22 protein-coding genes are annotated in these 23,231 nt (G+C 62.4%); 14 read left to right on the top strand and 8 right to left on the bottom strand.

Annotated elements, in window-relative coordinates; translation table 11 throughout:
• Positions 1-60 precede the first annotated feature (60 nt).
• Positions 61-1,893: a methyl-accepting chemotaxis protein gene (locus RLEG4DRAFT_RS37900; RefSeq protein WP_003584783.1), complete on the top strand. Its 1,833-nt coding sequence runs from the start codon at positions 61-63 to the stop codon at positions 1,891-1,893.
• 94 nt (positions 1,894-1,987) lie between these two features.
• On the opposite strand, the gene RLEG4DRAFT_RS37895 is transcribed toward RLEG4DRAFT_RS37900, so the two are convergent.
• Positions 1,988-2,884, bottom strand: a complete 897-nt coding sequence (locus tag RLEG4DRAFT_RS37895) for a LysR family transcriptional regulator (RefSeq protein ID WP_003584781.1) — start codon at positions 2,882-2,884, stop codon at positions 1,988-1,990.
• A gap of 123 nt (positions 2,885-3,007) precedes the next feature.
• Here RLEG4DRAFT_RS37895 and RLEG4DRAFT_RS37890 point away from each other — a divergent pair, with 123 nt between their 5' ends.
• From RLEG4DRAFT_RS37890 to RLEG4DRAFT_RS37875, 4 genes are all read left to right on the top strand, one after another.
• Positions 3,008-4,396, top strand: a complete 1,389-nt coding sequence (locus RLEG4DRAFT_RS37890; RefSeq protein ID WP_003584779.1) for an MFS transporter — start codon at positions 3,008-3,010, stop codon at positions 4,394-4,396.
• Between the two features lie 169 nt (positions 4,397-4,565).
• On the top strand, positions 4,566-5,255 hold the full coding sequence (locus tag RLEG4DRAFT_RS37885) for an HAD family hydrolase (RefSeq protein ID WP_003584778.1): 690 nt from the start codon (positions 4,566-4,568) through the stop codon (positions 5,253-5,255).
• 124 nt (positions 5,256-5,379) lie between these two features.
• Complete coding sequence (locus tag RLEG4DRAFT_RS37880; RefSeq protein ID WP_003584777.1) at positions 5,380-5,679, top strand: helix-turn-helix domain-containing protein; 300 nt, start codon at positions 5,380-5,382, stop codon at positions 5,677-5,679.
• A complete protein-coding gene (locus RLEG4DRAFT_RS37875) occupies positions 5,676-6,917 on the top strand; it encodes a type II toxin-antitoxin system HipA family toxin (RefSeq protein WP_003584775.1) in 1,242 nt (413 codons plus the stop codon). Before RLEG4DRAFT_RS37880 ends, RLEG4DRAFT_RS37875 begins: the two co-directional genes overlap by 4 nt.
• Here the strand turns inward: RLEG4DRAFT_RS37875 and RLEG4DRAFT_RS37870 are convergent.
• Entirely contained in the window at positions 6,914-7,558 is a 645-nt protein-coding gene (locus RLEG4DRAFT_RS37870) for a hypothetical protein (protein ID WP_171898288.1), read from the bottom strand. The two genes, RLEG4DRAFT_RS37875 and RLEG4DRAFT_RS37870, sit on opposite strands and share 4 nt — an antisense overlap.
• Positions 7,559-7,821: 263 nt before the next feature.
• On the opposite strand from RLEG4DRAFT_RS37870, the gene thrC reads away from it, so the two are divergent.
• Genes thrC through RLEG4DRAFT_RS37850 form a run of 4 tightly spaced genes read left to right on the top strand, consistent with a single transcriptional unit; the run spans position 7,822 to position 14,101 of the window.
• Positions 7,822-9,246, top strand: a complete 1,425-nt coding sequence (gene thrC, locus RLEG4DRAFT_RS37865; protein ID WP_037094618.1) for a threonine synthase — start codon at positions 7,822-7,824, stop codon at positions 9,244-9,246.
• A gap of 3 nt (positions 9,247-9,249) precedes the next feature.
• Positions 9,250-10,548, top strand: coding sequence for a M16 family metallopeptidase (locus RLEG4DRAFT_RS37860; protein ID WP_003584770.1), 1,299 nt, complete (start codon positions 9,250-9,252; stop codon positions 10,546-10,548).
• Positions 10,549-10,577: 29 nt separating this feature from the next.
• Complete coding sequence (locus RLEG4DRAFT_RS37855; protein ID WP_003569810.1) at positions 10,578-11,192, top strand: GNAT family N-acetyltransferase; 615 nt, start codon at positions 10,578-10,580, stop codon at positions 11,190-11,192.
• Positions 11,189-14,101, top strand: a complete 2,913-nt coding sequence (locus RLEG4DRAFT_RS37850) for a sensor domain-containing phosphodiesterase (RefSeq protein WP_037094615.1) — start codon at positions 11,189-11,191, stop codon at positions 14,099-14,101. Before RLEG4DRAFT_RS37855 ends, RLEG4DRAFT_RS37850 begins: the two co-directional genes overlap by 4 nt.
• Positions 14,102-14,136: 35 nt before the next feature.
• Here RLEG4DRAFT_RS37850 and RLEG4DRAFT_RS37845 read toward each other — a convergent pair whose 3' ends face one another.
• Positions 14,137-14,622: an Lrp/AsnC family transcriptional regulator gene (locus RLEG4DRAFT_RS37845; protein WP_003584766.1), complete on the bottom strand. Its 486-nt coding sequence runs from the start codon at positions 14,620-14,622 to the stop codon at positions 14,137-14,139.
• Positions 14,623-14,728: 106 nt separating this feature from the next.
• Between RLEG4DRAFT_RS37845 and RLEG4DRAFT_RS37840 the strand changes: the two genes are divergently transcribed.
• From RLEG4DRAFT_RS37840 to RLEG4DRAFT_RS37820, 5 genes are all read left to right on the top strand, one after another.
• The gene (locus RLEG4DRAFT_RS37840) at positions 14,729-15,940 is read left to right on the top strand and encodes a diaminopropionate ammonia-lyase (protein WP_003584764.1); all 1,212 of its coding nucleotides are present in this window, start codon (positions 14,729-14,731) and stop codon (positions 15,938-15,940) included.
• Complete coding sequence (locus tag RLEG4DRAFT_RS37835; RefSeq protein WP_003584762.1) at positions 15,937-17,181, top strand: Zn-dependent hydrolase; 1,245 nt, start codon at positions 15,937-15,939, stop codon at positions 17,179-17,181. The genes RLEG4DRAFT_RS37840 and RLEG4DRAFT_RS37835 overlap by 4 nt, the downstream gene beginning before the upstream one ends.
• The gene (locus RLEG4DRAFT_RS37830; RefSeq protein WP_003584760.1) at positions 17,178-18,338 is read left to right on the top strand and encodes a M20 aminoacylase family protein; all 1,161 of its coding nucleotides are present in this window, start codon (positions 17,178-17,180) and stop codon (positions 18,336-18,338) included. The genes RLEG4DRAFT_RS37835 and RLEG4DRAFT_RS37830 overlap by 4 nt, the downstream gene beginning before the upstream one ends.
• Positions 18,339-18,490: 152 nt before the next feature.
• Positions 18,491-18,916, top strand: coding sequence for a hypothetical protein (locus RLEG4DRAFT_RS37825; RefSeq protein WP_003584759.1), 426 nt, complete (start codon positions 18,491-18,493; stop codon positions 18,914-18,916).
• A gap of 109 nt (positions 18,917-19,025) precedes the next feature.
• Positions 19,026-19,334 carry a Dabb family protein gene (locus tag RLEG4DRAFT_RS37820; protein ID WP_003584757.1) on the top strand — a complete coding sequence of 103 codons (309 nt, stop codon included), beginning with the start codon at positions 19,026-19,028 and terminating at the stop codon, positions 19,332-19,334.
• Between the two features lie 57 nt (positions 19,335-19,391).
• On the opposite strand, the gene RLEG4DRAFT_RS37815 is transcribed toward RLEG4DRAFT_RS37820, so the two are convergent.
• The 5 genes from RLEG4DRAFT_RS37815 to RLEG4DRAFT_RS53015 all read right to left on the bottom strand — a co-directional run bounded on the left by RLEG4DRAFT_RS37815 (position 19,392) and on the right by RLEG4DRAFT_RS53015 (position 22,723).
• Entirely contained in the window at positions 19,392-19,877 is a 486-nt protein-coding gene (locus tag RLEG4DRAFT_RS37815; protein ID WP_003584755.1) for a hypothetical protein, read from the bottom strand.
• A 186-nt stretch (positions 19,878-20,063) separates the two neighbouring features.
• On the bottom strand, positions 20,064-20,963 hold the full coding sequence (locus RLEG4DRAFT_RS37810; protein WP_003584753.1) for a metal ABC transporter substrate-binding protein: 900 nt from the start codon (positions 20,961-20,963) through the stop codon (positions 20,064-20,066).
• A 16-nt stretch (positions 20,964-20,979) separates the two neighbouring features.
• Positions 20,980-21,852 (bottom strand): metal ABC transporter permease, encoded by an 873-nt coding sequence (locus RLEG4DRAFT_RS37805; protein ID WP_003584751.1) that lies wholly within the window; start codon positions 21,850-21,852, stop codon positions 20,980-20,982.
• On the bottom strand, positions 21,849-22,598 hold the full coding sequence (locus tag RLEG4DRAFT_RS37800) for a metal ABC transporter ATP-binding protein (RefSeq protein ID WP_003584748.1): 750 nt from the start codon (positions 22,596-22,598) through the stop codon (positions 21,849-21,851). The genes RLEG4DRAFT_RS37805 and RLEG4DRAFT_RS37800 overlap by 4 nt, the downstream gene beginning before the upstream one ends.
• Positions 22,595-22,723 carry a hypothetical protein gene (locus RLEG4DRAFT_RS53015; RefSeq protein ID WP_003584747.1) on the bottom strand — a complete coding sequence of 43 codons (129 nt, stop codon included), beginning with the start codon at positions 22,721-22,723 and terminating at the stop codon, positions 22,595-22,597. The genes RLEG4DRAFT_RS37800 and RLEG4DRAFT_RS53015 overlap by 4 nt, the downstream gene beginning before the upstream one ends.
• Positions 22,724-23,231 lie beyond the last annotated feature (508 nt).

The raw sequence follows: 23,231 nt of genomic DNA, 5'->3' as shown, positions 1-23,231 counted from the left end.
GAGAAATCATTAAGCATGTTCCGTTATTCTCAGGTTCCACATTAACCTGAGAACATCGTCATGGCGTCGATCCAGCATAAGATCATCATAGCAAGTGTTGCGATTTTCGCCTTGGCGGGCGGCGCCACAGAGGTTGGCATCTGGTCTGCCTCCACCCTCTCGGCAAACAGTGCCGATGTTGCCCAGTCGGCGCAGATCCTGCGCAACCACATGCAGGCCGATATGATGCATGACGCGCTGCGCTCGGATGTGCTCGCCTCATTGCTGGCATCCAACCCGGCAGCCGGCATAGACGCAGCTGCGGTGAAGGCGGATCTGGCGGAGCATGAGGCGTCGTTTCGGGAGATGATCGACGCCAACAAGGCGCTTGTTTCCGACGAGAAAACCAAAGCGGTCCTTGCCGGCGTCGAACGTCCGCTTCTGACCTATGTGAAAAGCGCCACGGAGATGGTCGATCTTGCCGGCAAGGATCCGTCGGCGGCGTTGAAGGCATTGCCTGAATTCATGGGCCAGTTCTCTCAGTTGGAGACGGCCATGGAACAGGCCGGGGATCAGATTACCGCTGTATCGGACGAGATTTCCAAGCATAACGCCGACATCAAAGCCTCGGTCGATATCGTGCTGAAGGCACTTCTCGCCGCCGCCGCGATCTTCGCCTTTGGCCTCTATTTCCTCACCCGCATGAGCGTCACCAAACCGATACTTTCGCTGTCCACCGATATGCAAAGGCTCGCCGGCGGCGATACGGCCATTGCCGCGACCGGGATCGGACGCACCGATGAAATCGGCACGATGGCATCGGCTGTCGAAGTCTTCCGCCAGGCAGCGATTGCCAACAAGCAACTCGAACAGGACGCCGAGACAGCGCGCTTGCAGGGCGAAACCGAGCGGGTCACGGCCCGCAAGCAGGCTGACGAGGATGCAGCCGAGCGGCTGCGGGCAGCAACGTCGGGCCTTGCCGCCGGCCTGAAGCGGCTTGCATCCGGCGATCTCGCCTTCCAGATCGAAGAGCCGTTCTCGCCTGATTTCGAGAGCCTTCGGCATGATTTCAACATGTCGATCCGGCAGCTCGATCAGACGCTCGGCGCCATCGCAACGGCCATCGCCGCGATCGACGAAGGCACACGGGAAATCGCATCGGGAGCCGGCGATCTGTCGAAACGGACCGAACAGCAGGCGGCGTCTCTCGAAGAAACCGTAGCGGCGCTCGATCAGATCACCGCCAATGTCTCGAATTCGAGCAAGCGCACCGATGAGGCGCGCAGCGAGGCGACCGATGCCAATCGCAACGCCGCCAAATCCGCGGAGGTCGTGTCGCATGCCGAAGAGGCCATGCGCCGCATCGAGGCCTCGTCGCAGCAGATCTCCAGCATTATCGGCGTGATCGACGAAATCGCCTTCCAGACCAATCTTCTGGCCTTGAATGCCGGCGTCGAAGCGGCCCGTGCCGGCGAAGCGGGCAAGGGCTTTGCGGTGGTGGCCCAGGAAGTCCGCGAGCTCGCCCAGCGCTCGGCGCAGGCGGCAAAGGAAATCAAGGGCCACATTCAGAAATCGTCGGTGGAAGTGGAAAGCGGCGTCAAGCTGGTTCTCGACACCAGCCAGGTTCTGAGCGCCATCAGCGAGCAGATCGCCCGCATCAGTCAACACATGGATGCGATTGCCGTATCGGCAAGAGAACAGTCGACCGGCCTTGCCGAAGTCAATACCGCCGTCAATTCGATGGACCAGGTGACCCAGCAGAACGCCGCCATGGTCGAGCAGTCAACTGCGGCCTCCGGTCATCTCGCTCAGGAAGCCGCCACGCTGCGCGAACTCGTTTCCCGCTTCAAGCTGCGTGCGACGGCTTCGACGCAATCTGCGGCCGGCCGGCGGAGCGCGCAGTGGGCGGCCTGACGGCTTCGTTGAAAAGGTCATGGCTGCCCTGAAAGCGATCGTTCACGCATTCCGGTGAAACGGGCCGAAGCGTTTGCTTCGGCTGGCCGCTTCTTCAGTTGATCGCGTGGAACGTCTCGAAAATCAGCGCCCTGAGCCAGCGATGCGCGGGATCTGCGTCCATGCGGGGGTGCCAGGCCTGGACGATGTTGAAACCCGGCACGGCGACCGGCAGGTCGAAGGTCCTGATGTCGCTGATCGCGGAAGACTTGCAATAGGATTTCGGGATCGAGCCGATCAGATCGGAAGCCGCCGCAACGGCGATCACCGCCGGGAAGCTCGGCACGATCAGCCTGACGTCACGGTAAAGATCCAGTTCGGCGAGCGCCCTGTCGACGGGACCGGTGTAATCCGCTTGCGGCGAGAAGACCACATGGCCTGCCGCGGCATAGACCTCGGCCGTTATCTCAGAATCGAAGATCGGGTGCCCTGCCCTTGCGACACCGACGAAGCGGTCCTCGAAAAGGCTCTGGCAGCGCAGCTCGCCGCCGTCGCGCGGCAGGACACCGATATCCAGATCGATCGCCGCGTCCCGCAAAGCCTGAAGGTCCTTGTCCGATCTCGGCGCAAAACGAAGCCTGATCCCTGGCGCAGCACTGGTGACGGCAGCGCTGAGATCGGCGGCATAGAGCAGCACGAAGGCCTCATTGGCACGGATGGTGAAGTCGCGCCGCAGCTCGCGGATCTCCACGGTTGACGGCGGGCTGAGCACCGTTTTCACCGCATCTTTCAACGCATGCACCTCTTCGGCAATCGCCAGGGCATGCGGCGTCGCCACCATGCCGCGCCCGGCCGGCACCAGGATCGGATCACCGAGCGCGGTCCGCAGCCGTGACAGCGTCCGGCTCATGGCTGAGGTGCTGAGGCCAAGCCGGCGGGCGGCGGCCGAGACGCTCTGCTCGCGCAGCAACGCATCCAGCGCCACCAGCAGGTTCAAATCGAGATCTGACATAGTTCAAATCCTACTCAGGCATGGCGCAAAACGCAAAGGTCAATTGCATTTGTTGCGTCTGGCGCGATGTGTCGGCAGGGCCTAATTAATCGAGCGTCCCCGCAACCATCCGAGGAGTTCTCCATGTCCCTCACTTCAACCGCACCGGTTTCCCAAGACGGCCTGGTCTCGCCGCGCCGCTATCTGGCGATTGCTCTCCTGCTTCTATCCATCGTTCTCGTCGTATTGGACGGCGCGATCGCCAACGTCGCCTTACCCTCGATTGCGCTGTCGCTGCACGCGGAAGCAGGCAGCACCGTATGGGTCGTCTCGGCCTATCAGCTGGCCGTGCTCGTCGCCATTCTGCCATGCGGCGCGCTGGGGGAGATCTATGGCGCGCGGCGGGTCTTCCTGCTCGGCGTCGCCCTGTTCACCGCGGCTTCGGCGGCCTGCGCCTTGGCGCCCGACCTCCCGTTGCTGATCCTTGCCCGTTTCGCACAGGGCCTTGGCGCCGGCGCGATCATGGCACTGGGGATGATGAACCTGCGCCAGGCCTTGCCGCAACACATGCTGGGTCCGATCATCGGCATCAATGCCATGGTCATCGCCATTTCTTCAGCTGCCGGCCCCGGCATTGCCGGTGCCATCCTTTCCGTCACCAGCTGGCCCTGGCTGTTTGCCGTCAATATACCACTCGGCGCCATCGTCCTCTTCGGCGGCGGCATGCTGGGGCACGTCGAGGGCGCAAAACGCAAGCTGAACGCCAAGGCGTTGCTGGCCAATGCGGCGATGTTCATCCTGTTCTTCTCGGGCGCCGATCGGATGGCGAGCGCACCGGTAACCGGTGCCATCCTGATTGCTGCCTCGCTCGCCTGCCTCTTCATCCTGCTGCGCCTCGAGCGGAACAGCCGGACCCCGCTCGTTCCGACGGATCTGCTGGCGGCGCCGGCATTCCGCGTGGCGGTCATCGCCTCGATCTTCTGCTTCTGCGGCCAGACGCTGAGCACCATCGCGCTGCCCTTCTACCTGCAACACACGCTGCACATGACGCCGGTTCTGGCCGGTCTCTATATGATGCCCTGGCCTGTCGCGACCGCGATCATTGCGCCGATCTCCGGACGCCTGGCAAACCGCGTCAAGACGGCATGGCTTTGCGCCATTGGCGGGGCGCTTCTGGCGCTTGGCCTTCTGGTAGCCGGCCTCACGCCGCCTGATCCGAGAGGCATCGCATTTATCATCGGCACTGTGCTCGCCGGCCTCGGTTTCGGACTGTTCCAGACGCCGAACAACCGCATTCTGCTTCTCTCCGCACCGAAAGCCAGAAGCGGTGCGGCCGGCGCCATGCAAGGCACCGCGCGGCTTCTCGGCCAGACCCTGGGCGGGATTTCGATGTCGATCATCTTCGCGACACTGCCGTTGTCGACAGCGCTCAACTTTGCAATCGTCATTGCCGCCGGCTGCGCAGCCATAGCAAGTCTGGTCAGCCTGAACCGGGCTCGCCACGAAGTGGCGGGACAGGCTGCAGCGAGCTGAACGAGCGCGCTTGGCGCTCGTCCGGTGAAGGGGGTTCACGGAGCCGGTCGCCTGCCGCATCGCAGCCATGCTTGGGATCAGGTTGAGCTTTGGCCGGGCATCGTGTAAAGCCGCAGCATTCCCGGACAAACCCAGACTTCCAGCCCAGACTCCAGCAAGGCGTGAACATATGGACGGCTTCGACCTCATCATCTTCGACTGCGACGGCGTACTTGTCGATTCGGAAATCATCGCCGCGGAAGTCGAATCCGTGCTTCTGACGGAAGCCGGATATCCGATTGGCGTCGAAGAAATGGGCGAACGCTTCGCCGGCATGACATGGCGCAACATCCTGCTGCAGATCGAGCGCGAGGCGAGCATCCCGTTTTCGGCCTCGCTGCTCGAGAAGTCCGAGCAGATGCTCGACCTCCGGCTGGCCAGCGACGTCAAGGCGATTGCCGGCGTCGAATTTGCCGTCTCCAGGCTGCCGATGAAGCGCTGCATCTGCTCGAATTCGAGCAGCAAGCGGCTCGACATGATGCTGAGCAAGGTGGGGCTGAAGCAGCTGTTTGCGCCGAACATTTTCTCCGCCAAGGATCTCGGCCCCGACCGCGCCAAGCCGAAGCCGGACATCTTCCTGCACGGCGCCAGCCAGATGGGGGTTTCCCCCGACAAGGTCGTCGTCGTCGAGGATTCCGTGCACGGCGTTCATGCAGCGCGCGCCGCCGGCATGCGCGTCATCGGCTTCACCGGCGCCTCGCACAGCTATCCCGCCCATGCCGACAAGCTGACGGATGCCGGCGCCGAAACGGCGATCTCCCGCATGAACGACCTGCCAGGCGTCGTCGCCGCACTGGCGGCCTGGGACAACGTTCTCTAGAGCCTCAGGCCCGTCGCCGCGGGCCCACACATACGGCAATTGCTGATTTCTCCCTGGAACGACCGGTGAGATGTAATTGCTATTATATTGGCACTTATATCCAAAGCGTGATATAAGTGCCATTATGTTCACATTTAATATGACCTCTCCCGCCGAGGTAACCGGCGGCCTGTCGGAGCGGATGAAGCGCCGGCGTATTGACGGCGGCCTCACTCAAAGGGAGCTGGCCGCAAGGTCCGGCGTTTCCTACGGATCTCTGAGACTGTTCGAGGAAACGGGAAAGATTTCGCTCGAAGCCCTTGTGAAGATCGCCTTTGTCCTGGAAGCCGAAGCGGAATTCGAACAATTGTTTCCGCCTCGCCCGCCCAAGACGATTGCCGATGTGATTGGCCGTCCTGTCAGGCAGAGGGTGCGAAAGAGATGAAATTCAAGCCGATCTGGAAAATGAGCGTCGTTCTCGATCTGGAGGGGAACGCCAGAAATCTGGGAACGCTTGCTTGGAGCAGCGACGAACGCCGAGCCTATTTTGAATACTCGGCAGAATTCATCGCTGCGCCTTTGCCCGTATCCCCTTTCAACCTCAAGACAAATCCAGGCCTGATCGCGGCGCCGCGCGATCCATTCGACGGGCTCCATGGCATGTTCAACGACAGCCTGCCGGACGGATGGGGCCGGCTTCTGCTTGATCGCCGTCTTCAGAAGGCGGATATCGACTATCACCTCCTCACTCCCCTCGATCGTCTTTCAGCGGTTGGAAAGACGGGGATGGGTGCGCTTGCATATATTCCGGAGCTGACTGACGACGAGAACAAATCAGCCGACGACATCGATTGGGATTGGTTCGTCGAGCAAGTCGACTTGGTCCAGGCGGAAATCGAGATTGCCGACATCGACACTCTGCAGGGCGCACAGGGCGGCTCTGCGGGAGCGCGCCCGAAAATCATGATCGGTTTCGACAAAGCCAGGAACAGTTGCGTTCTAGACTACGGCCAGGATCTGGCACGCGGAGTTGATCGGTGGATGGTGAAGGCGCGCGGCGTTGGCGACCCCGCCGATATCGGCGTCGAGGAGCAGGCCTATGCTTTGATGGCACGCGCCGCAGGGTTGGAGATGGCCGAGACGAGGATATTCGCGACAAGGAAAGGCGGCCGCCTCTTCGCCACCAAGCGATTCGACCGAACGGTGGCCGGCCGGCTGCACATGCATACTGCCAGCGGCATACTGAACGCCAGCCATCGACAAGCATCGGTGAACTACGAACAGCTCCACAAGCTCACTCTGTTGATGACACGCGACAGTTCGGAAGTTCTCGCGATGTTTCGGCGCATGGTCTTCAACGTCTATGCCAGGAACCGCGACGACCACGCGAAAAACCACGCCTTTCTGATGGCGGGCGATGGGCGATGGAGGCTCTCTCCCGCTTACGACCTTACCTTCTCTTCCGGGCCGGGCGGCGAACACAGCGCCGAGGTGGCCGGCGAAGGAAGAGACCCTGGTGTGCCGCACCTGCTGACCGTGTCGAGGCAAGCATCGATTCCCGAGCAAGACGCGAGGGATGTCATCGATCAGGTCCGAACCGCCATCAAGCGCTGGCCGCACTTTGCCGATGAAGCCGGATTATCAAAATCCCGCGCGACCGAGCTCGACCGAATTCTGAATTAGCTGTTCTTCTTCGTCTTTGCCGGCTGGGTGTCGAAGCCGATGTTGACGCGCACCAGGGCGCCGGAGCCGACCGGCATCTTGATGCCGTCCTTGCGGAAGATCACCTGGGTGCCCGGCGCACCTGCCGGGATTTCGGTCGGGAATTTGGTGACCTCGGAATAGAGCACCGTCTCGCCGTCGACGATGGTGACGCGGATCGGCAGCGTCACCGGGCCGGGGGCGCCGGCCGGGCCGGTGATCAGGCGCAGCTGGGCAACGACGGTCATCGTCAGGTTCGTATCGTTCAGCGTGCACTGGCGGGTGTAATCGCCGAAGGAGGCCTGGAAGGCGATCTGCTGCGGATCGTCCTTCTTGCCCTTGGCATAGGTGCGGAAGATCGCATCCTGGTCGCGCATGAAGATCTGCGGGCAGGCGCCCTGGACGACGGGGGCGACGGCGCCCTGTGCCGTCTTGGCCGTGCCGATCGAAGGATTGTTCGAGGATGGGTTGGCGGGCGCCAGCGGCATGATCTGGGCGGTGCCGCTGGGCTGCGCCGGCGCGGCCGACTTGCTGTCGCCACCTATGCCGAGCGAGTTGCAACCGGTGAGCAGGGCAAGAAAAGAAGCAGAGACGATGAGACGCGAGACCTTGCCGAGCACTATGTTCCACCCTTTTCACAAGCGTTTCTTGGAGGCCCCATGACTTTTTCGCGGGGCCTTTCATGACGGTTTGCGATGGTCTATATCAGCGGCGCAAACAAAAATCGATTGGGTACGCGCCGTTTTGATGCACTTTTCGCCGCCGTATGCGGGCAACTTCAACAAGATAACGGCGATGGTATGGCCAGAAGGCAGCCCCTTGCCGGTTTCCGGCGAATCCGGCCTCGACTCGACCCAGCCGGATTTCCTTCAGCGATAGATCAAGGATGACGAACGTGGACTATATCTCGACCCGCGGCGAGGCCCCTGCCCTCGGCTTTTGCGACGCCCTGCTGACCGGGCTGGCGCGCGACGGCGGGCTCTACGTTCCCAGGGAATGGCCGAGCTTTTCCAAGAAGCAGATCCGGGCGCTGCGCGGCAAAAGCTATCAGGAAGTAGCCTTCACCATCCTGTCGCCCTTCACCAATGGCGAGATCCCCGAGGCGACCTTCCGGGCGATGATCGACGAAGCCTACGGCACCTTCCGCCATCCGGCGATCGCGCCGCTCGTCCAGACCGGCCCGAACAGCTTCGTCATGGAGCTGTTTCACGGTACGACGCTCGCCTTCAAGGATGTGGCGATGCAGCTGCTCGCCCGGCTGATGGATTATGCTCTGGAAAAGCGCGGCGAGCGGGCGACCATCGTCGGCGCCACCTCGGGCGATACCGGCGGCGCGGCGATCGACGCCTTTGCCGGCCGCGAGCGCACCGACATCTTCATCCTCTTCCCGCATGGCAAGGTCTCGCCGGTGCAGCAGCGGCAGATGACGACCTCGACGTCTTCAAATGTGCATGCGCTGGCTGTCGAGGGCAATTTCGACGATTGCCAGAACCTGGTGAAGGCGATGTTCAACGACGCGGCCTTCCGCGACAAGGTCAATCTATCGGGCGTCAACTCGATCAACTGGGGGCGCATCATGGCCCAGATCGTCTATTATTTCACCGCCGCCGTGGCGCTTGGTGGTCCGGACCGGAAGATCTCGTTCACGGTGCCCACAGGCAATTTCGGCGATATCTTTGCCGGTTACTGCGCCAAGCGCATGGGCCTGCCGATCGACCGGCTTGTTATCGCCACCAACGAAAACGACATTCTCGCACGGACGCTGAAGACCGGCCGCTACGACATGAAGGCGGTCAAGGCGACGACATCGCCGTCGATGGACATTCAGATCTCGTCGAACTTCGAGCGGCTGCTGTTCGAAGCCTATGGCCGCGACGCCTCGAAGGTGCGCGCCGCCATGGAAAGCCTCAAGCAATCCAACGGTTTCGAGATCGGCAGCCAAGCGCTGAAGGCGATCCGCCGCGACTTCCGGGCCGGGCGCGCCAGCGAGAAGGCGGTGGCCGAGACGATCCGCCAGACCCATGCCGAGACCGGTTATCTGCTCGATCCGCATTCGGCGATCGGCGTCTTCGTCGCCAGGAAGAAAGAAAAGCCGAATACGCCGATGGTGACGCTTTCGACCGCGCATCCGGCGAAATTCCCCGCCGCCGTAAAATCGGCCTGCGGTATTGACCCGGCGCTTCCGACGTGGCTTGCTGATCTGATGCACAGGGAGGAGCGCTTCCAGATCATCGAACCGGAGCTGAAAGCCGTAGAGACCTTTATCGGCAAACACGCCCGCGGCAAGACGACGGCAGGCGCAGAAAGATAGCCAATGACAGTTGAGTGCACCCGGCTGAAATCCGGGCTGACAGTAGTGACAGAAACCATGCCGCACCTTGAAAGCGTTGCGCTCGGAGTCTGGATCAAATCGGGATCGCGTAACGAGACGGAAGACGAGCACGGCATCGCCCACCTGCTCGAACACATGGCCTTCAAGGGCACGGCGCGCCGCAGCGCCCGTGAGATCGCCGAGGAAATCGAAGATGTCGGCGGCGAAGTCAACGCCGCGACCTCGACCGAGACGACTTCCTATTACGCCCGCGTCCTCAAGGACCACGTACCGCTCGCCGTCGACATCCTCGCCGACATCCTGACGGAATCGGCCTTCGAGGAGGAGGAACTGGAGCGTGAGAAGCAGGTGATCCTGCAGGAGATCAACGCCGCCAACGACACGCCCGACGACGTGGTGTTCGACCGGTTCTCCGAGGTCGCCTATCGCGACCAGACGCTCGGCCGGGCCATTCTCGGCACGCCGGAGACCGTCGTCTCCTTCTCGCCGCAGCAGATCCGCACCTATCTCGGCCGCAACTACACGACCGACCGCATGTTCGTGGTCGCCACCGGCGCCGTCGAGCACGATGAATTCCTGCGCATGGTCGAGGATCGTTTCGCCAGCCTGCCGACTGCGCCTTCCGCCCCGCCGGTGATGGAAGCGGCGCGTTATATCGGCGGCAGCGTGCGCGAACCGCGCGACCTGATGGACGCGCAGATCTTGCTCGGCTTCGAGGGCAAGCCCTATCACGCCCGCGATTTCTACTGTTCGCAGATCCTCGCCAATATCCTCGGCGGCGGCATGTCCTCCAGGCTGTTCCAGGAGGTGCGCGAGTTCCGCGGTCTCTGCTATTCCGTCTATGCCTTCCACTGGGGCTTTTCCGATACCGGCATATTCGGCATTCATGCGGCGACCGGCGGCGAAAACCTGCCCGAGCTGGTGCCCGTCATCATCGACGAGCTGCATAAATCCGCCGATCAGATCCACCAGAAGGAAATCGAACGCGCCCGCGCCCAAATCCGCGCCCAGTTGCTGATGGGCCAGGAAAGCCCGGCCTCGCGCGCCGGCCAGATTGCCAGGCAGATGATGCTTTACGGCCGGCCGATCTCCAATACGGAGATGATGGAACGGCTCGAGGGCATCACCATCGAGCGGCTGACGGATCTCGCCGGCCGGCTGTTCTACGACACGGTGCCGACACTTTCGGCGATCGGACCGCTGGAACAGCTTGCGCCGATGGAAGACATCACCGCTTCGCTTTCGGTCCCGGCACCGAAGACGATGCAGGCCGGCCGCTGAGCCGGCTTTCGTCCTGCCGGGAGTGATCGATGCCAAAATCGGTGTTTCGGTTTCTGTCGCGGCAACCGGAAGCGGTGGAGCTGCAGAACGACAGATATTTCCTGCGCCTGCCGCGCTACCAGGATTTCAACCAGTGGCACCGGCTGCGCGCCGAAAGCCGCAAGTTCCTGGAACCCTGGGAGCCGACCTGGCGGCGCGACGAGCTGACCGAGGGCGCCTACCGCGCCCGCGTCATCCGCGGCAAGCAGGAATATGCATCGGGCCAGGCAATCCCGCTGTTCATTTTCCTGAAAGACGACATGACGCTCGTCGGCGGCATCACCATCGGCTATATCAGGCGGGGTGCGGCACAAAGCTGCATGATCGGCTACTGGATGGGCGAACGCCATGCCGGCCAGGGGCACATGTTCGCCGCCCTTCAGTTGGTTATTCCTTACATCTTCGCCGGGCTTGAGTTGCACCGTATCGAAGCAGCCTGTATTCCAGATAACGCGCGCAGCATTCGCCTGCTTGAAAAGGCCGGGTTTCAGCAGGAAGGCTATCTGCGCGGATACTTGAAGATCAACGGTCAGTGGCATGACCATGTGATGTTTTCACGTCTCGCCACCGATACGGATAAAGGCAGGAAAACCGACAGCCGATGACCAGAGACCGCATGCTGCCCAAGTCACCGTCCGGACGAGTGATCGCGGTGATCGCAGCCCTTTTCCTGGCAGCTTTCGCCTTGGTGGCCGGCGCTGCCCAGGCGGCCGAACCGGTGAAGATTTCCCGTGACGATACCGCGCTCGACCTGACCGCGACCACCGAAATCTACGTCAACCAGGGCGAGGCCTTCCAGGTTTCGACGGCGGCCGGCGCCGATGGTATCCGCCGCCGCATCGAAGTCAGGGCAAGCTCGGAGAACCACCAGGGCGACTGGGCGGTGTTTGCGCTTGCCAACGTCTCCGAAGAACAGCTCGAGCGCGTCATCGTCGCGCCGCATTTCCGCCTGGTCAATTCCAAGCTGTTCTGGCCGGATCTCGGCTCGCAGCGCATCAGCGCCATCACGCCGAGCGAGGGTTTTGCGCTCGACCGGCAGCCGAGCGACGAGGCCGACGTCTTCCGCATCACGCTCAATCCCGGCGCCGTCATCACCTTCGTCGCCGAGCTGTCGACGCCGGAGCTGCCGCAGATCTATCTGTGGGAACCGAACGCCTACAAGGACACGATCAACGCCTTCACGCTCTATCGCGGCATCGTGCTCGGCATTGCCGGCCTGCTGGCGGTGTTCCTGACCATCCTCTTCGTCGTCAAGGGCACCTCGATGCTGCCGGCCACGGCCGCACTCGCCTGGGCGGTGCTCGGCTATATCTGCGTCGACTTCGGTTTTCTCGGCAAGCTGATCAGCGTCGCCTCGGCCGACCAGCGAATATGGCGCGCCTGCGCTGAAGTTGCGCTGGCCTCCAGCTTCGTCATCTTTCTCTTTACCTATCTCAATCTCAACCGCTGGCATGCGCATCTGGGTTATGCGACGCTTGCCTGGGTGCTCGGCCTTGCCCTGCTCTTCGGCGTGGCGATCTACGATCCGTCGATTGCCGCCGGCATCGCCAGGCTTTCCTTCGCGCTAACGGCGGCGACCGGCCTGCTCTTGATCATCTATCTCGGCTTCAATCGCTACGACCGCGCCATCCTGCTGGTGCCGGCCTGGGCGCTGACGCTCGTCTGGCTGTTCGGGGCGTGGCTGACGGTCACCGGCCGGCTCGACAACGACATCATCCAGCCGGCACTCGGCGGCGGTCTCGTTCTCATCGTGCTGCTGATCGGCTTCACCGTCATGCAGCATGCTTTTGCCGGCGGCGCCTTCCAGCAAGGCCTGTTTTCCGATCTCGAACGGCAATCGCTGGCGCTGACCGGTTCCGGCGACATGGTGTGGGATTGGGACGTGGCGCGCGACCGCGTCGTCACCATTCCCGACGTCTCGACCAAGCTCGGCCTATCGCCTGGCACCATGCATGGGGCGGCGCGCAACTGGCTGCCGCGGCTGCATCCAGACGATCGCGACCGCTTCCGCGCCACGCTCGACGTGCTGCTCGAACACCGGCGCGGGCGGCTGAACCACGAGTTCCGCATCCGCGCCGAGGACGGACATTTCCACTGGCTGCTGATCCGCGCCCGGCCGGTGCTCGGCTCGAACGGCGAGATCATCCGCTGCGTCGGCACGATCGTCGACGTGACCGAGCAGAAGAACTCCGTCGAGCGGCTGCTGCACGATGCGCTGCACGACAATCTCACCGGCCTGCCGAACCGGCAGGTGTTCCTCGACCGGCTGCAGTCGGTGCTGGCGCTGGCGCCGGGCGGCGATACGCTGAGACCGACCGTGATGGTGATCGACATCGACCGCTACAAGCTGGTCAATGATGCGCTCGGGGTGGCCGCCGGCGACAATATCCTCATCGCGCTGACGCGGCGCCTGCGCCGGCTGATGAAGCCGCAGGACACGCTGGCACGGCTTGCCGGCGACCAGTTCGGCCTCATCCTGGTGTCCGAACACAATCCGGCCAAGGTCGCCGATTTTGCCGATGCGGTCAGCAAGGCGATCATGGTGCCGATCAACTTCGCCAATCGCGAGATCATCCTGACGGCCTCGATCGGGCTCGCCTCCTGGGTGGACCGGCAGGAGAGCGCCACCGGCCTGCTCAGCGACGCCGAGCTTGCCATGTACCGGGCAAAACGGGCCGGCGGCAACCGCGTCGAGCCGTTCCAGCCGGCTTTCCGCGATTTCGGCACCGACCGGCTGCAGCTCGAAACCGATCTGCGCCGCGCCATCGAGCGCAAGGAATTGTCGATGGTCTACCAGCCGATCGCCCGGCTTGAAGATGTCGAGGTTGCCGGTTTCGAGGCGCTGATGCGCTGGGAACATCCCAAACGCGGCAATGTCCCGCCATCCGAATTCATTCCGATCGCCGAGGCCTCCGATCTCATCGGCCCGCTCGGCATGTTCGCGCTGGAACAGGCGACCAACGATCTGATGAGCTGGCAGAACCAGACCGGCGAACTGCCGATCTTCGTGTCGATCAATCTGTCGAGCGTGCAGCTGCTCAACAACGAGCTCTATGACGACGTGCGGTCGGTTCTCGCCAAGACCCATTGCCAGCCCTCGCGCATCAAGCTCGAACTGACGGAATCCATGGTGATGGAAAATCCGGAACAGGCCCGGCTCGTGCTGCAGAAGCTGAAAGAAGCCGGCATAGGCCTGGCGCTCGACGATTTCGGCACCGGCTATTCGTCGCTCGCCTATCTCACGCGTTTTCCCTTCGACATGCTCAAGCTCGACAAGGCCTTGGTGCGCGACGGCAGCGACAAGAAGGCGACCGTGCTCAGATCGGTGATCGCGATGGCGCGCGAGCTGGAGATGAAGGTGGTGGCCGAGGGCATCGAATCCAACGAGGATGCGATCGAACTCGCCAAGATGGGCTGCAGCTACGGCCAGAGCTATCTCTTCGGACCACCGATCCCATCGGAATCGGTGCTGCGGCTGCTTCGCGAGCGGTTTCCGCTGACGAAGCGGGCGTGAGCGGAGCGGCCGGAGCGGACCGAAGGCGGCCGCTCTCAGCGCTCGACGGCAACGCTTAACCCGACTTTCACCCGATCCATCGCGACGAATGTGCGAAAGCGTTTGACGTTGTTATTGCCGAAAAACAGCCGCCGCGTCAGGGCCTCGTAGTCCGCCATTGAGGGGACGACGATGACCAGAACGAAATCCGCCTCGCCGGTGACGTAGTAACACTGCTGGATTTCGGGCGCGGCCGCGAACTGGCTTTTTGCCTGTTCGATCTGTTTTGACGTTTCGCTGATCACCTCCACCTCCACGAAGATGGTGATCGATTGCCCAAGTGCTGTGGGGTCGAGAACGGCGACGTTCGCTTGAATGACCCCCTCCTCCGCCATCCGTTTGATCCGCCGTTGGACGGCCGGCGCAGACAGGCCGACGGCTTCGCCGATCGTCCGTTGCGGCGTGGTATTGTCCTTTTGGAGGATCGCCAGGATCTTGCGGTCGAAACTATCCAGCTGCGGGGATTTGGCCGGTCGGTTCAAAATGAGGGCTCCAACGAAACAAACTTGCAAAATTACCCACGAAATACAGCGCCTTTTTCATGTCGGTTGCAATATGTTTCAACCCGACAACGCAAGTGAGGCGCGCATGTTTCTATTGAACAGCAGTTCGGATTACCATCAGCCCCTCGACCCGCGGGACGCCGAACTCCTCGGCCTCGATGCCGCCACCGAAGTCGAGCGCCACCTGACATTCCGGGAAAATCATGCGGAAACGCCGCTGGTCGCTCTGCCGGCGCTGGCAGCCGAACTCGGTGTCGGCTCGATCCACATCAAGGACGAAGGCCACCGCCTCGGCCTTGGAAGCTTCAAGGCGCTGGGCGGCGCCTATGCGGTGATCCGGCTCGTCCTCGATGAAGCGGCAGAGAGGCTCGGCCGCGCCATCGATATCTCGGAATTGCAGTCTGCGAAGATCCTTGAGGTCGCCCGGACGATGACCGTCGCCTGCGCCACCGACGGCAATCACGGCCGCTCGGTCGCCCAGGGTGCGCAGCTGGTGGGAGCCCGGGCGGCGATTTTCGTGCATTCCGGGGTCAGCGACGAACGCGTCGCCGCCATCGCCCGCTTCGGCGCCGAGATGATCCGTGTCGACGGGACCTATGACGATTCCGTTCGGGAGGCCGCGCGTATTGCCAGGGAAAAAGGCTGGACGATCGTCTCGGACACCTCATGGCCCGGTTATGAGCGCATCCCCGGGCTGGTGATGCAGGGCTACACCGCCCTTGTCCGCGAAGCCCTGAGGGCAATGCCGCAGCCGCCCACCCATGTCTTCATCCAGGCAGGTGTCGGCGGGATCGCTGCCACTGTCGCGGGCCACATGGCCATCGCCTTCGGCGACAACCGTCCGACCTTTATCGTCGTCGATCCCGCCCGCGCCGCCTGCCTGTTCGAAACGGCACGGGCCGGACATCCGGTGACCGTTGCCCATGGTGACCCCACAGTCATGGCGATGCTCGAATGTTACGAACCTTCGCTCATTGCCTGGCGGATTCTCTCCCGGGTCGCCGATGCATTCATGACCGTGGATGAAACTGACGCGATCTCGGTGATGAAACGACTGGCCGATCCCGCCGGAAACGACCCGGCGATTGTCGCCGGCGAAAGCGGCGGGGTGGGGCTTGCCGGGCTGATAGGCGCCGTCAGCGATCCCGAGATCAAGAAAGCACTGTCACTCCATGGGCATTCGCGCATATTCCTGGTGAATACCGAAGGCGCGACCGACCCCGGCAAATATCAAGAGATCGTCGGGCGATCACCCGCCGCGGTCGCCGCGAAAGGCAAGACTGGAGCGTCGCAATGAGCAAGCGTTCGATCGATGCCTCTCGTCTGCTCGGGCGCATCTCCGAGCTCGGCGCGGTTGGCCGCGATAGCGAGGGAAGGCTTGTCCGATTGGCGGCGTCCGATAGCGAAAAGCTTGGACGCGATCGGTTCGTCTCCTGGCTTGCGGAAGCGGGACTGGAGGTTGCAGTCGACCAAATCGGCAATATCTTCGGCATCTGGAATGGCGCGGGCGCCGGGGAAAAGCCGATCATGATCGGCTCCCACATCGACACGGTGATCAATGCCGGCATCTATGATGGCTGTTATGGCGTGCTGGCCGGCCTCGAGGTGATCCAGACGCTGAAAAGCCAAGGCTTCGAACCGTCGCGCCCGATTGTCGTTGCCGCCTTCACAAATGAGGAAGGGGTGCGCTACGCGCCCGACATGATGGGGTCGCTGGTCTATTCCGGCGGCCTCGATGTCGCGGCGGCACTGGAGACGGTGGGCACCGACGGTACGGTGCTCGGCGATGAATTGGCGCGGATCGGCTATTCCGGCCCCCATGCGCCCGGCTTCATGACGCCGCATACCTATGTCGAACTGCATATCGAGCAGGGCCCTGTTCTCGAACGGGAAGGCGTTGCGGTCGGTGCGGTCCAGGACCTGCAGGGCATTTCCTGGCAGAAAGTGACCATCGACGGCGATGCCAACCATGCAGGAACGACACCGATCTCGATGCGCCGGGACGCCGGCTACGCGGCTGCCCGTGTCATAACCTTTCTGCGCGACCGCGCAAAAGCATCGAGCACCCCGACTGTCGCGACCGTCGGCTGCATCGCCTTCGAACCGAATGCCATCAATGTCATTCCCTCACGCGCGACGTTGACGGTCGATCTTCGCGATCCGGACGAAGACCGGCTAAGGGAAGAGGAAGCCGCGCTCGCTGCATTCCTTGAACTGCTGGCGGCTGACGAAAAGGTTGGCATATCCGTCGAACGACTGGCACGGTTCGAGCCGGTCAAGTTCGATCAAGGGATCGTTCGCCTGATCGAGGCTGCGGCCCGGGATCGGGGTCTGGCATGCAAGCGCATGACGTCGGGCGCCGGCCATGACGCCCAGATGATCGCCCGTATCGCCCCGAGCGCGATGATCTTTGTACCCAGCCGCGGCGGAATCAGCCACAATCCGAAGGAATTCACCGCCGAAGCGGACCTTGTCGCGGGAGCCAATATCCTGCTCGACGTCGTCTCCGGACTTGCAACAGGGGAACTGCGGAAATGAGCGTCGACGACAAGATGCTGGAACAGGAAATGACCGCCTGGCGGCGCGATCTTCACCGCCATCCCGAATTCGGCTTCGAGGAGAAGCGGACGGCAGCTTTCGTCGCGCAGAAACTGCGGGAGTTTGGGCTCGACGAGGTTGTCGAAGGTATCGGCGGCAGAGGAGTTGTCGGAACCCTGAGGCGTGGCGGCGGCAACCGTTCGATCGCGCTGCGCGCCGACATGGATGCCCTTCGGATCACCGAACAGGGAGAGAAATCCTATCGATCGCAGACCGAGGGTGTGATGCACGCCTGCGGCCATGACGGCCATACGGCGATGCTGCTTGGCGCCGCAAGGATGCTGTCTGAAGACGGCGATTTCGACGGCACCGTCCGGTTCATTTTTCAGCCTGCCGAGGAGTGGGGCAAAGGCGCGTTGGCGATGCTCGCCGATGGCCTCATGACGCGCTTTCCCTTCGACGAAATCTACGGGTTGCACAACATGCCGGGTCTTCCGGTCGGCCTCTTCCAGACCCGCGCCGGCGCGATCATGTCGGCTGAGGATAATTTCGAGATTGTGCTCAAGGGCGTCGGCGGACACGCCGCGCGTCCGCATAAAGGCAACGAAGTCCTGGTGGCCGCCTGCGCGCTGGTGACCAACCTCCAGACAATCGTTTCCCGAAGGCTCGATCCGACGGATATCGGCGTCGTCTCCGTGACCGAACTGCTGACCGACGGCACCCGCAACGCCCTGCCCGGACTGGCGCGCATTCTGGGCGATGCCCGCAGCTTCCGCCCCGAGGTCAGCGCAGTGATCGAAAAGCAGATGCGCCTTATCGCCGAGGGCATCGCGCTCGCCCATAATGTCTCGGCCGAGGTGAGCTATACGAGAGAATTCGTTCCGCTGCTCAATGATGCCGCCCTGGTCGAGGAAGCCTTTACCGCCGCCCGCAGCGTCTTTCCCGCCGAAAACATCAAGGTCCGGCGCGAGCCGATGACCGGGTCGGAAGATTTCGCGCGGTTCCTTGACCACGTTCCCGGCTGCTTCGTCTTCCTGGGCAACGGCGAAGATTCCGCGCCGCTTCACAATCCGAATTACGATTTCAACGACGCCGGACTGCTGCATGGAGCCAAATTCCACGCAGGCATCGTCCGTCGGCGGCTGAACGCAAACTGACATCCGAGCGGTCGCAGCCCGCCGTCTTTGACCCGGTTTTCGGATGGCAGCGCATGACGCGAATGGACGAGAGCATTTGCAACCGCCTCCGACAAATCATTGACCAACGGCCTGCGATGTGCGCCTCTCATGGCTTGCACAAGGAAAATCCGATGCTCAAGTTTCTGCTCACCCTCTCCTTGGGTGTTTTTTGCGTCTCGCCGCTTCAAGCCGGCGACATCACTCCGGTCACCAAGACTTGCCTGCCGGGGGCAAAACAGGTGCACTGCGAGCGCTGGGTCAAGGATTTCAAGACGGCCATGGACCAGGCGCAAAAAGGCGATCACGGCGCACAGGTGACCGTCGCCTTCTGCCTGTCCACCGGTTGCCATGGTGCCGTTGCCATCGATAAGGTCGCTTCCTGCAGTTGGCACCTCGTCATCGCCAATTCGGGTGCTGCAACCGTGCTCGATGGTTCCAACCTCAGGTACACCTGCCGGCCGATGACCCCGGCCGAGAAAGATCAAGCCCGCGCCTTGTCCCGCGACCTCGTCCAGAAGATCTACAAGCGTCCCATGGTCGCGACCGATCAGATGTAATCCGTCAAGGTCCCAGCTGGCTCCCGCAACGCCTGCGTGAAAATAAATCTCATTGCCCTCCCGGCTTTCGCCGCTATTCTGCCGGCACAGAGAATCGGGAGGACCACTGATGATCCTGCACTGCGTATTCTTGCGGCTGAAGACCGCGATGACGAGCGACGACAAGCAGTCGCTGTTTACGGCGATCGCCGCCCTGAAACAGGTCATTCCCGGCATATTGGATATCAAATACGGCCCGAACGTTTCGCCCGAGGGCCTGCATGGCGGCTTCGTCGACGGTTTTGCCGTCACCTTCGAAAGTGCCGAGGCCCGCGACGCCTATCTCATCCATCCCGAACATGTGATCGTCGGCGAACGCATCGCCTCGTCGACGGATGGCGGCCTTGCCGGCATCCTGGTCTTCGACCTCAATCTCTGAGGGCGGGCCCAGTCCAAGGAAGCGCAGACTCAGTCCTGGTATTTGATGCGACGTTCTTTAGTGCGCTTCGCCAAGCACGACGTAGGTTCTTTCTCGAAACCCGATCTTGATAAAAGCTGCAAATTGGCCGCTTGCGCAGTCGTGGGCAGCAAAACCCTTCGGCAACATCTTCTCGACCGAGGATGAAACCCCATGCTCGGCCAAGACGTCGAGCTCTTGGGAACGATTGAATGCTGCAATCTCGATTGCGTCTTTGCCAACCAGCACAAAAGCAAAATGCCCTTCGCCCGCCACGTAGTTATTCGCGGCGAGATATTCGTTCACCCTAGCGGCTAAGGCATCTTTGGAAGACAAACGATCCTGGTAGGGCTGGAGCAAGCAGATCGCCTCGGCATCCAGTGGCGATAGGTTCGAAAGCTTCGTGGTCTTGCCAATGGGGATGTTCCTGAAAGCATCTTCGTCCAAGGAGCCAGCAGTGGCCGGCAGCCGGTAACCAATCGATGCCGTCGCAGCCAACAACGCAATAAACCTGATGACACGCATGCTCGCTCCTACCTTCCACGCAGGGGCCGAATACAACCTTGTGTTGCCTTCGGTGTCAACATGGCCAAGCCCTGCGCAGCATCCTCGTCCGTAACGCTGCGGCCTTTACGCAATCCCAGCAAAACGCCCGCAGTTTTGCTGGGATTGCATTCAGCGCCGGGGACCGAACCCGCAGCCCCTTGATCCTCAGCTCGATTTCGCCATGGCGGCGGCGAGCTGGTCGACATTGTAGCGGAACATCTTCTCATAGGTCGGCGCCGGCCCCTTGGCGTCGGACAGAGACTCGACATAGAGCTCGCCGCCGGGCTCGGCACCGGTTGCCTTGGCGACCTGCTTGACCAGGCGCGGATCGTTGGAATTTTCGAAGAAATAGGCCTTCACGTGTTCGCCCTTGATCTGTTCGATCAGCTTGGCGACGCCGGCGGCCGAGGCCTCGCTTTCGGTGGAGAGGCCGAGCGGCGCCAGGAAGGTGACATTATATTCGCGGCCGAAATAACCGAAGGCATCGTGGCTGGTCAGCACCTTGCGGCGGTCGTCGGCGATCCTGTCGAATTTCGCGTGGGCGTAGGCGTTCAGCTCGTCCAGCTTTTTGGTGTAATTCTCGGCATTGGCCTTGAAGGACGCTGCATCGTCGGGATCAGCTGAAGACAGCGCCCTTTCGATATTGGCAACCCAGATCTTGACGTTGACGGGGCTGTTCCAGACATGTGGGTCGGTGATCTTTTCGCCGTCCTCTTCCATGGTGCGGGTGTCGATGCCCTCGGAGACCGTCACCGGCTTGCCCTTGTAGCCCGAGGCGGTGATCAGCCGGTCCATCCAGCCTTCCAGCCCTTCGCCGCTGACGAAGGTCACTTGAGCGGCGTTCAAATTTTTGGCGTCGGCCGGCGACGGCTCGAATTCATGGGGATCGCCGTTCGGCCCGACAAGGCTTGTCACCTTTACATGGTCGCCGCCGACCTGTTTGACGACATCGGCAAGCACGGTGAAGGAGGCCACAACCTTCAGGGTTTCAGCGGAGGCCGGCACGGCCGACAGCGCCATCAAAGCGGGGATTGCTGCGGAGAGAAGCAGTCTGCGCGGTGTCATCGAAGTCTCCTTGGGGTCAGCCCTTCAAATGCGGGCGGGGAAAGAAGCGCCGGGCGAGGCCCGAGGGCGCAAAAAGGATGGAAAAGCCGTAGATCACCGCCGCCGTCATGATGATCGTCGGGCCGGAGGCGAGTTCGAGATGGTAGGAGGCGATCAGGCCGATATAGCCGGACGCTGCGGCACTGACAGCTGCAATCACCATCATCGCGGGCAGACTGCGAGACCAGAGCTGGGCGACGGCCGCCGGCAGCATCATCAGGCCGACCGCCATCAGCGTGCCGAGCGCCTGGAAGCTGGCGACGAGGTTCAAGACCACCAGCAGCAGGAAGAGCACATGATAGACCGGTCCACGCCCGCCGACGGCGCGCAGGAAACCCGGATCGAAACATTCGGCCACCAGCGGCCGGTAGATGACGGCGAGGACGACCAGCGTCAGCGAGGTGATCGCGCCGATCAGATAAAGCGCCGACGCATCGATTGCCAGGATGGTGCCGAAGAGCACATGCAGCAGATCGATATTCGAGCCGCGCAGCGAGACGATCAATACACCGAGCGCCAGCGAGGCGAGGTAGAAGCTGGCAAAACTCGCATCCTCCTGCAGCACGGTCATCCGGCTGACGGCGCCCGAAAGCAGCGCCACCGACAGGCCGGCGACAAGGCCGCCGAGCCCCATTGCCGTCAGTGACAGCGAGCCGGCGACGAGGTAACCGATCGCCGCCCCCGGCAGCACGGCATGGCTCATGGCGTCGCCCATCAGGCTCATGCGCCGGAGCATCAGGAAGACGCCGATCGGTCCCGAGCCGAGCCCGAGGCAAAGGCAGGCGACAAGGGCGCGGCGCATGAAGCCGAAATCGGCAAAGGGCGCGAGGAAGAGATCATAGACCGTCATGCCGCCGGCGCCTCTTGCGGTTCGCAAGTCTCGGCATCCTCATCCCAGCGCTCGGCCATGGCGCGCGCCTTCAGGAGATTGGCGGATGACATGACGTCGGCGGTCGGGCCCCAGCCGACAAGTTCGCGAGCGAGCAGCAGGGTCTCGGGGAAATGGGCGCGAACGAGCTCGAAATCATGCAGCACGGCGATGACGGTGCGGCTCTCGCCATGCCAGCGGGCGACGATATCGAGGAGGTCCCTGGTTGTGCGGGCATCGATTGCGGTAAACGGCTCGTCGAGCAGGATGATGCCGGCATCCTGCAGCAGCAGCCGGGCAAACAGTACACGCTGGAACTGGCCTGAAGACAGCGATCCGACATGCCGTTTTCCGAAGCCTTCGAGCCCGACGGCGGCAAGCGCCTCGCCTGCCCTCTTTACCTCGGCCGGCGCGATGCGGCCGAAAGCCCCCGTCTTCTTCCAGGCGCCGAGCATCACCGTATCGATCACCGAGATCGGAAACCGGCGATCGATCTCGGCCGCCTGCGGGAGATACCCGAATTCCGCCCGCCCCAGCCGATGCTCGACCCGGCCTTCGGCCGGACGAAGCTCCCCCATGATCGCCTTCAGCAGCGTCGATTTGCCCGCCCCATTCGGCCCGGCAATCGCCGTCAGGCTGCCTTTGGCGAAGGGGCCGGAGACATGATGGAGTGCGGGGTGCCGGTGATAGGCGACAGTCAGATTGTCGAGACGGATCACCGGCGTCATGGCAGGACAACCGCCCAGTGGATTGCCAGCCAGAGAATAGCGACGACCAAGGTGATGCCGACCACCCTGGATAAAGCCGACTGTGCCAGCAGGCGGACGGAAGGGCGGTCGGGGCTCGGGGGCATGGCTGATCCTACAATGTAATAACATTACGGTTATGTTATAACGATTGCGGCGAGATTGAGGCGGGATTTCTTGGCAGACTTGATATTGCCGGATAGGGAGGTGCGGCCATTTGACTGTCAGGCGCTTCGGAGCCAGACTTCAGCGGACATAGTGCTCGAGGTCACGCCCGAGCGTGAAGGGCGCTAAGGCGATCGACGGAGGCGCAATGCGTTCGCATCCGGCCAAACATCGCTGCCCTTGCTGCAAGAGCAACCCACCCTCCGTCGTCCTCGGGCTTGACCCGAGGATCCACTCTGCCCTCGATCGGCACCGGGCGTGGATCCCAGGCTCGTAGGCCTGGGATGACGGAGAGTGGGGGAGCGTTTCTGCCAAACTCGCCGTCGGCGTGCACCCCTCATCCGCCTGCCGGCACCTTTGTAACTTCCCTTTGTCCGCTATTGGCGCTGTAATGCCGGTTGCGGTGGCGGATGGAAGACCGATGCATCTTTGGGCGTGCGAGCCCGTGGG

The organism is Rhizobium leguminosarum bv. trifolii WSM2297, assembly GCF_000271845.1.
This window is presented reverse-complemented; position numbering and strand designations above follow the sequence as displayed.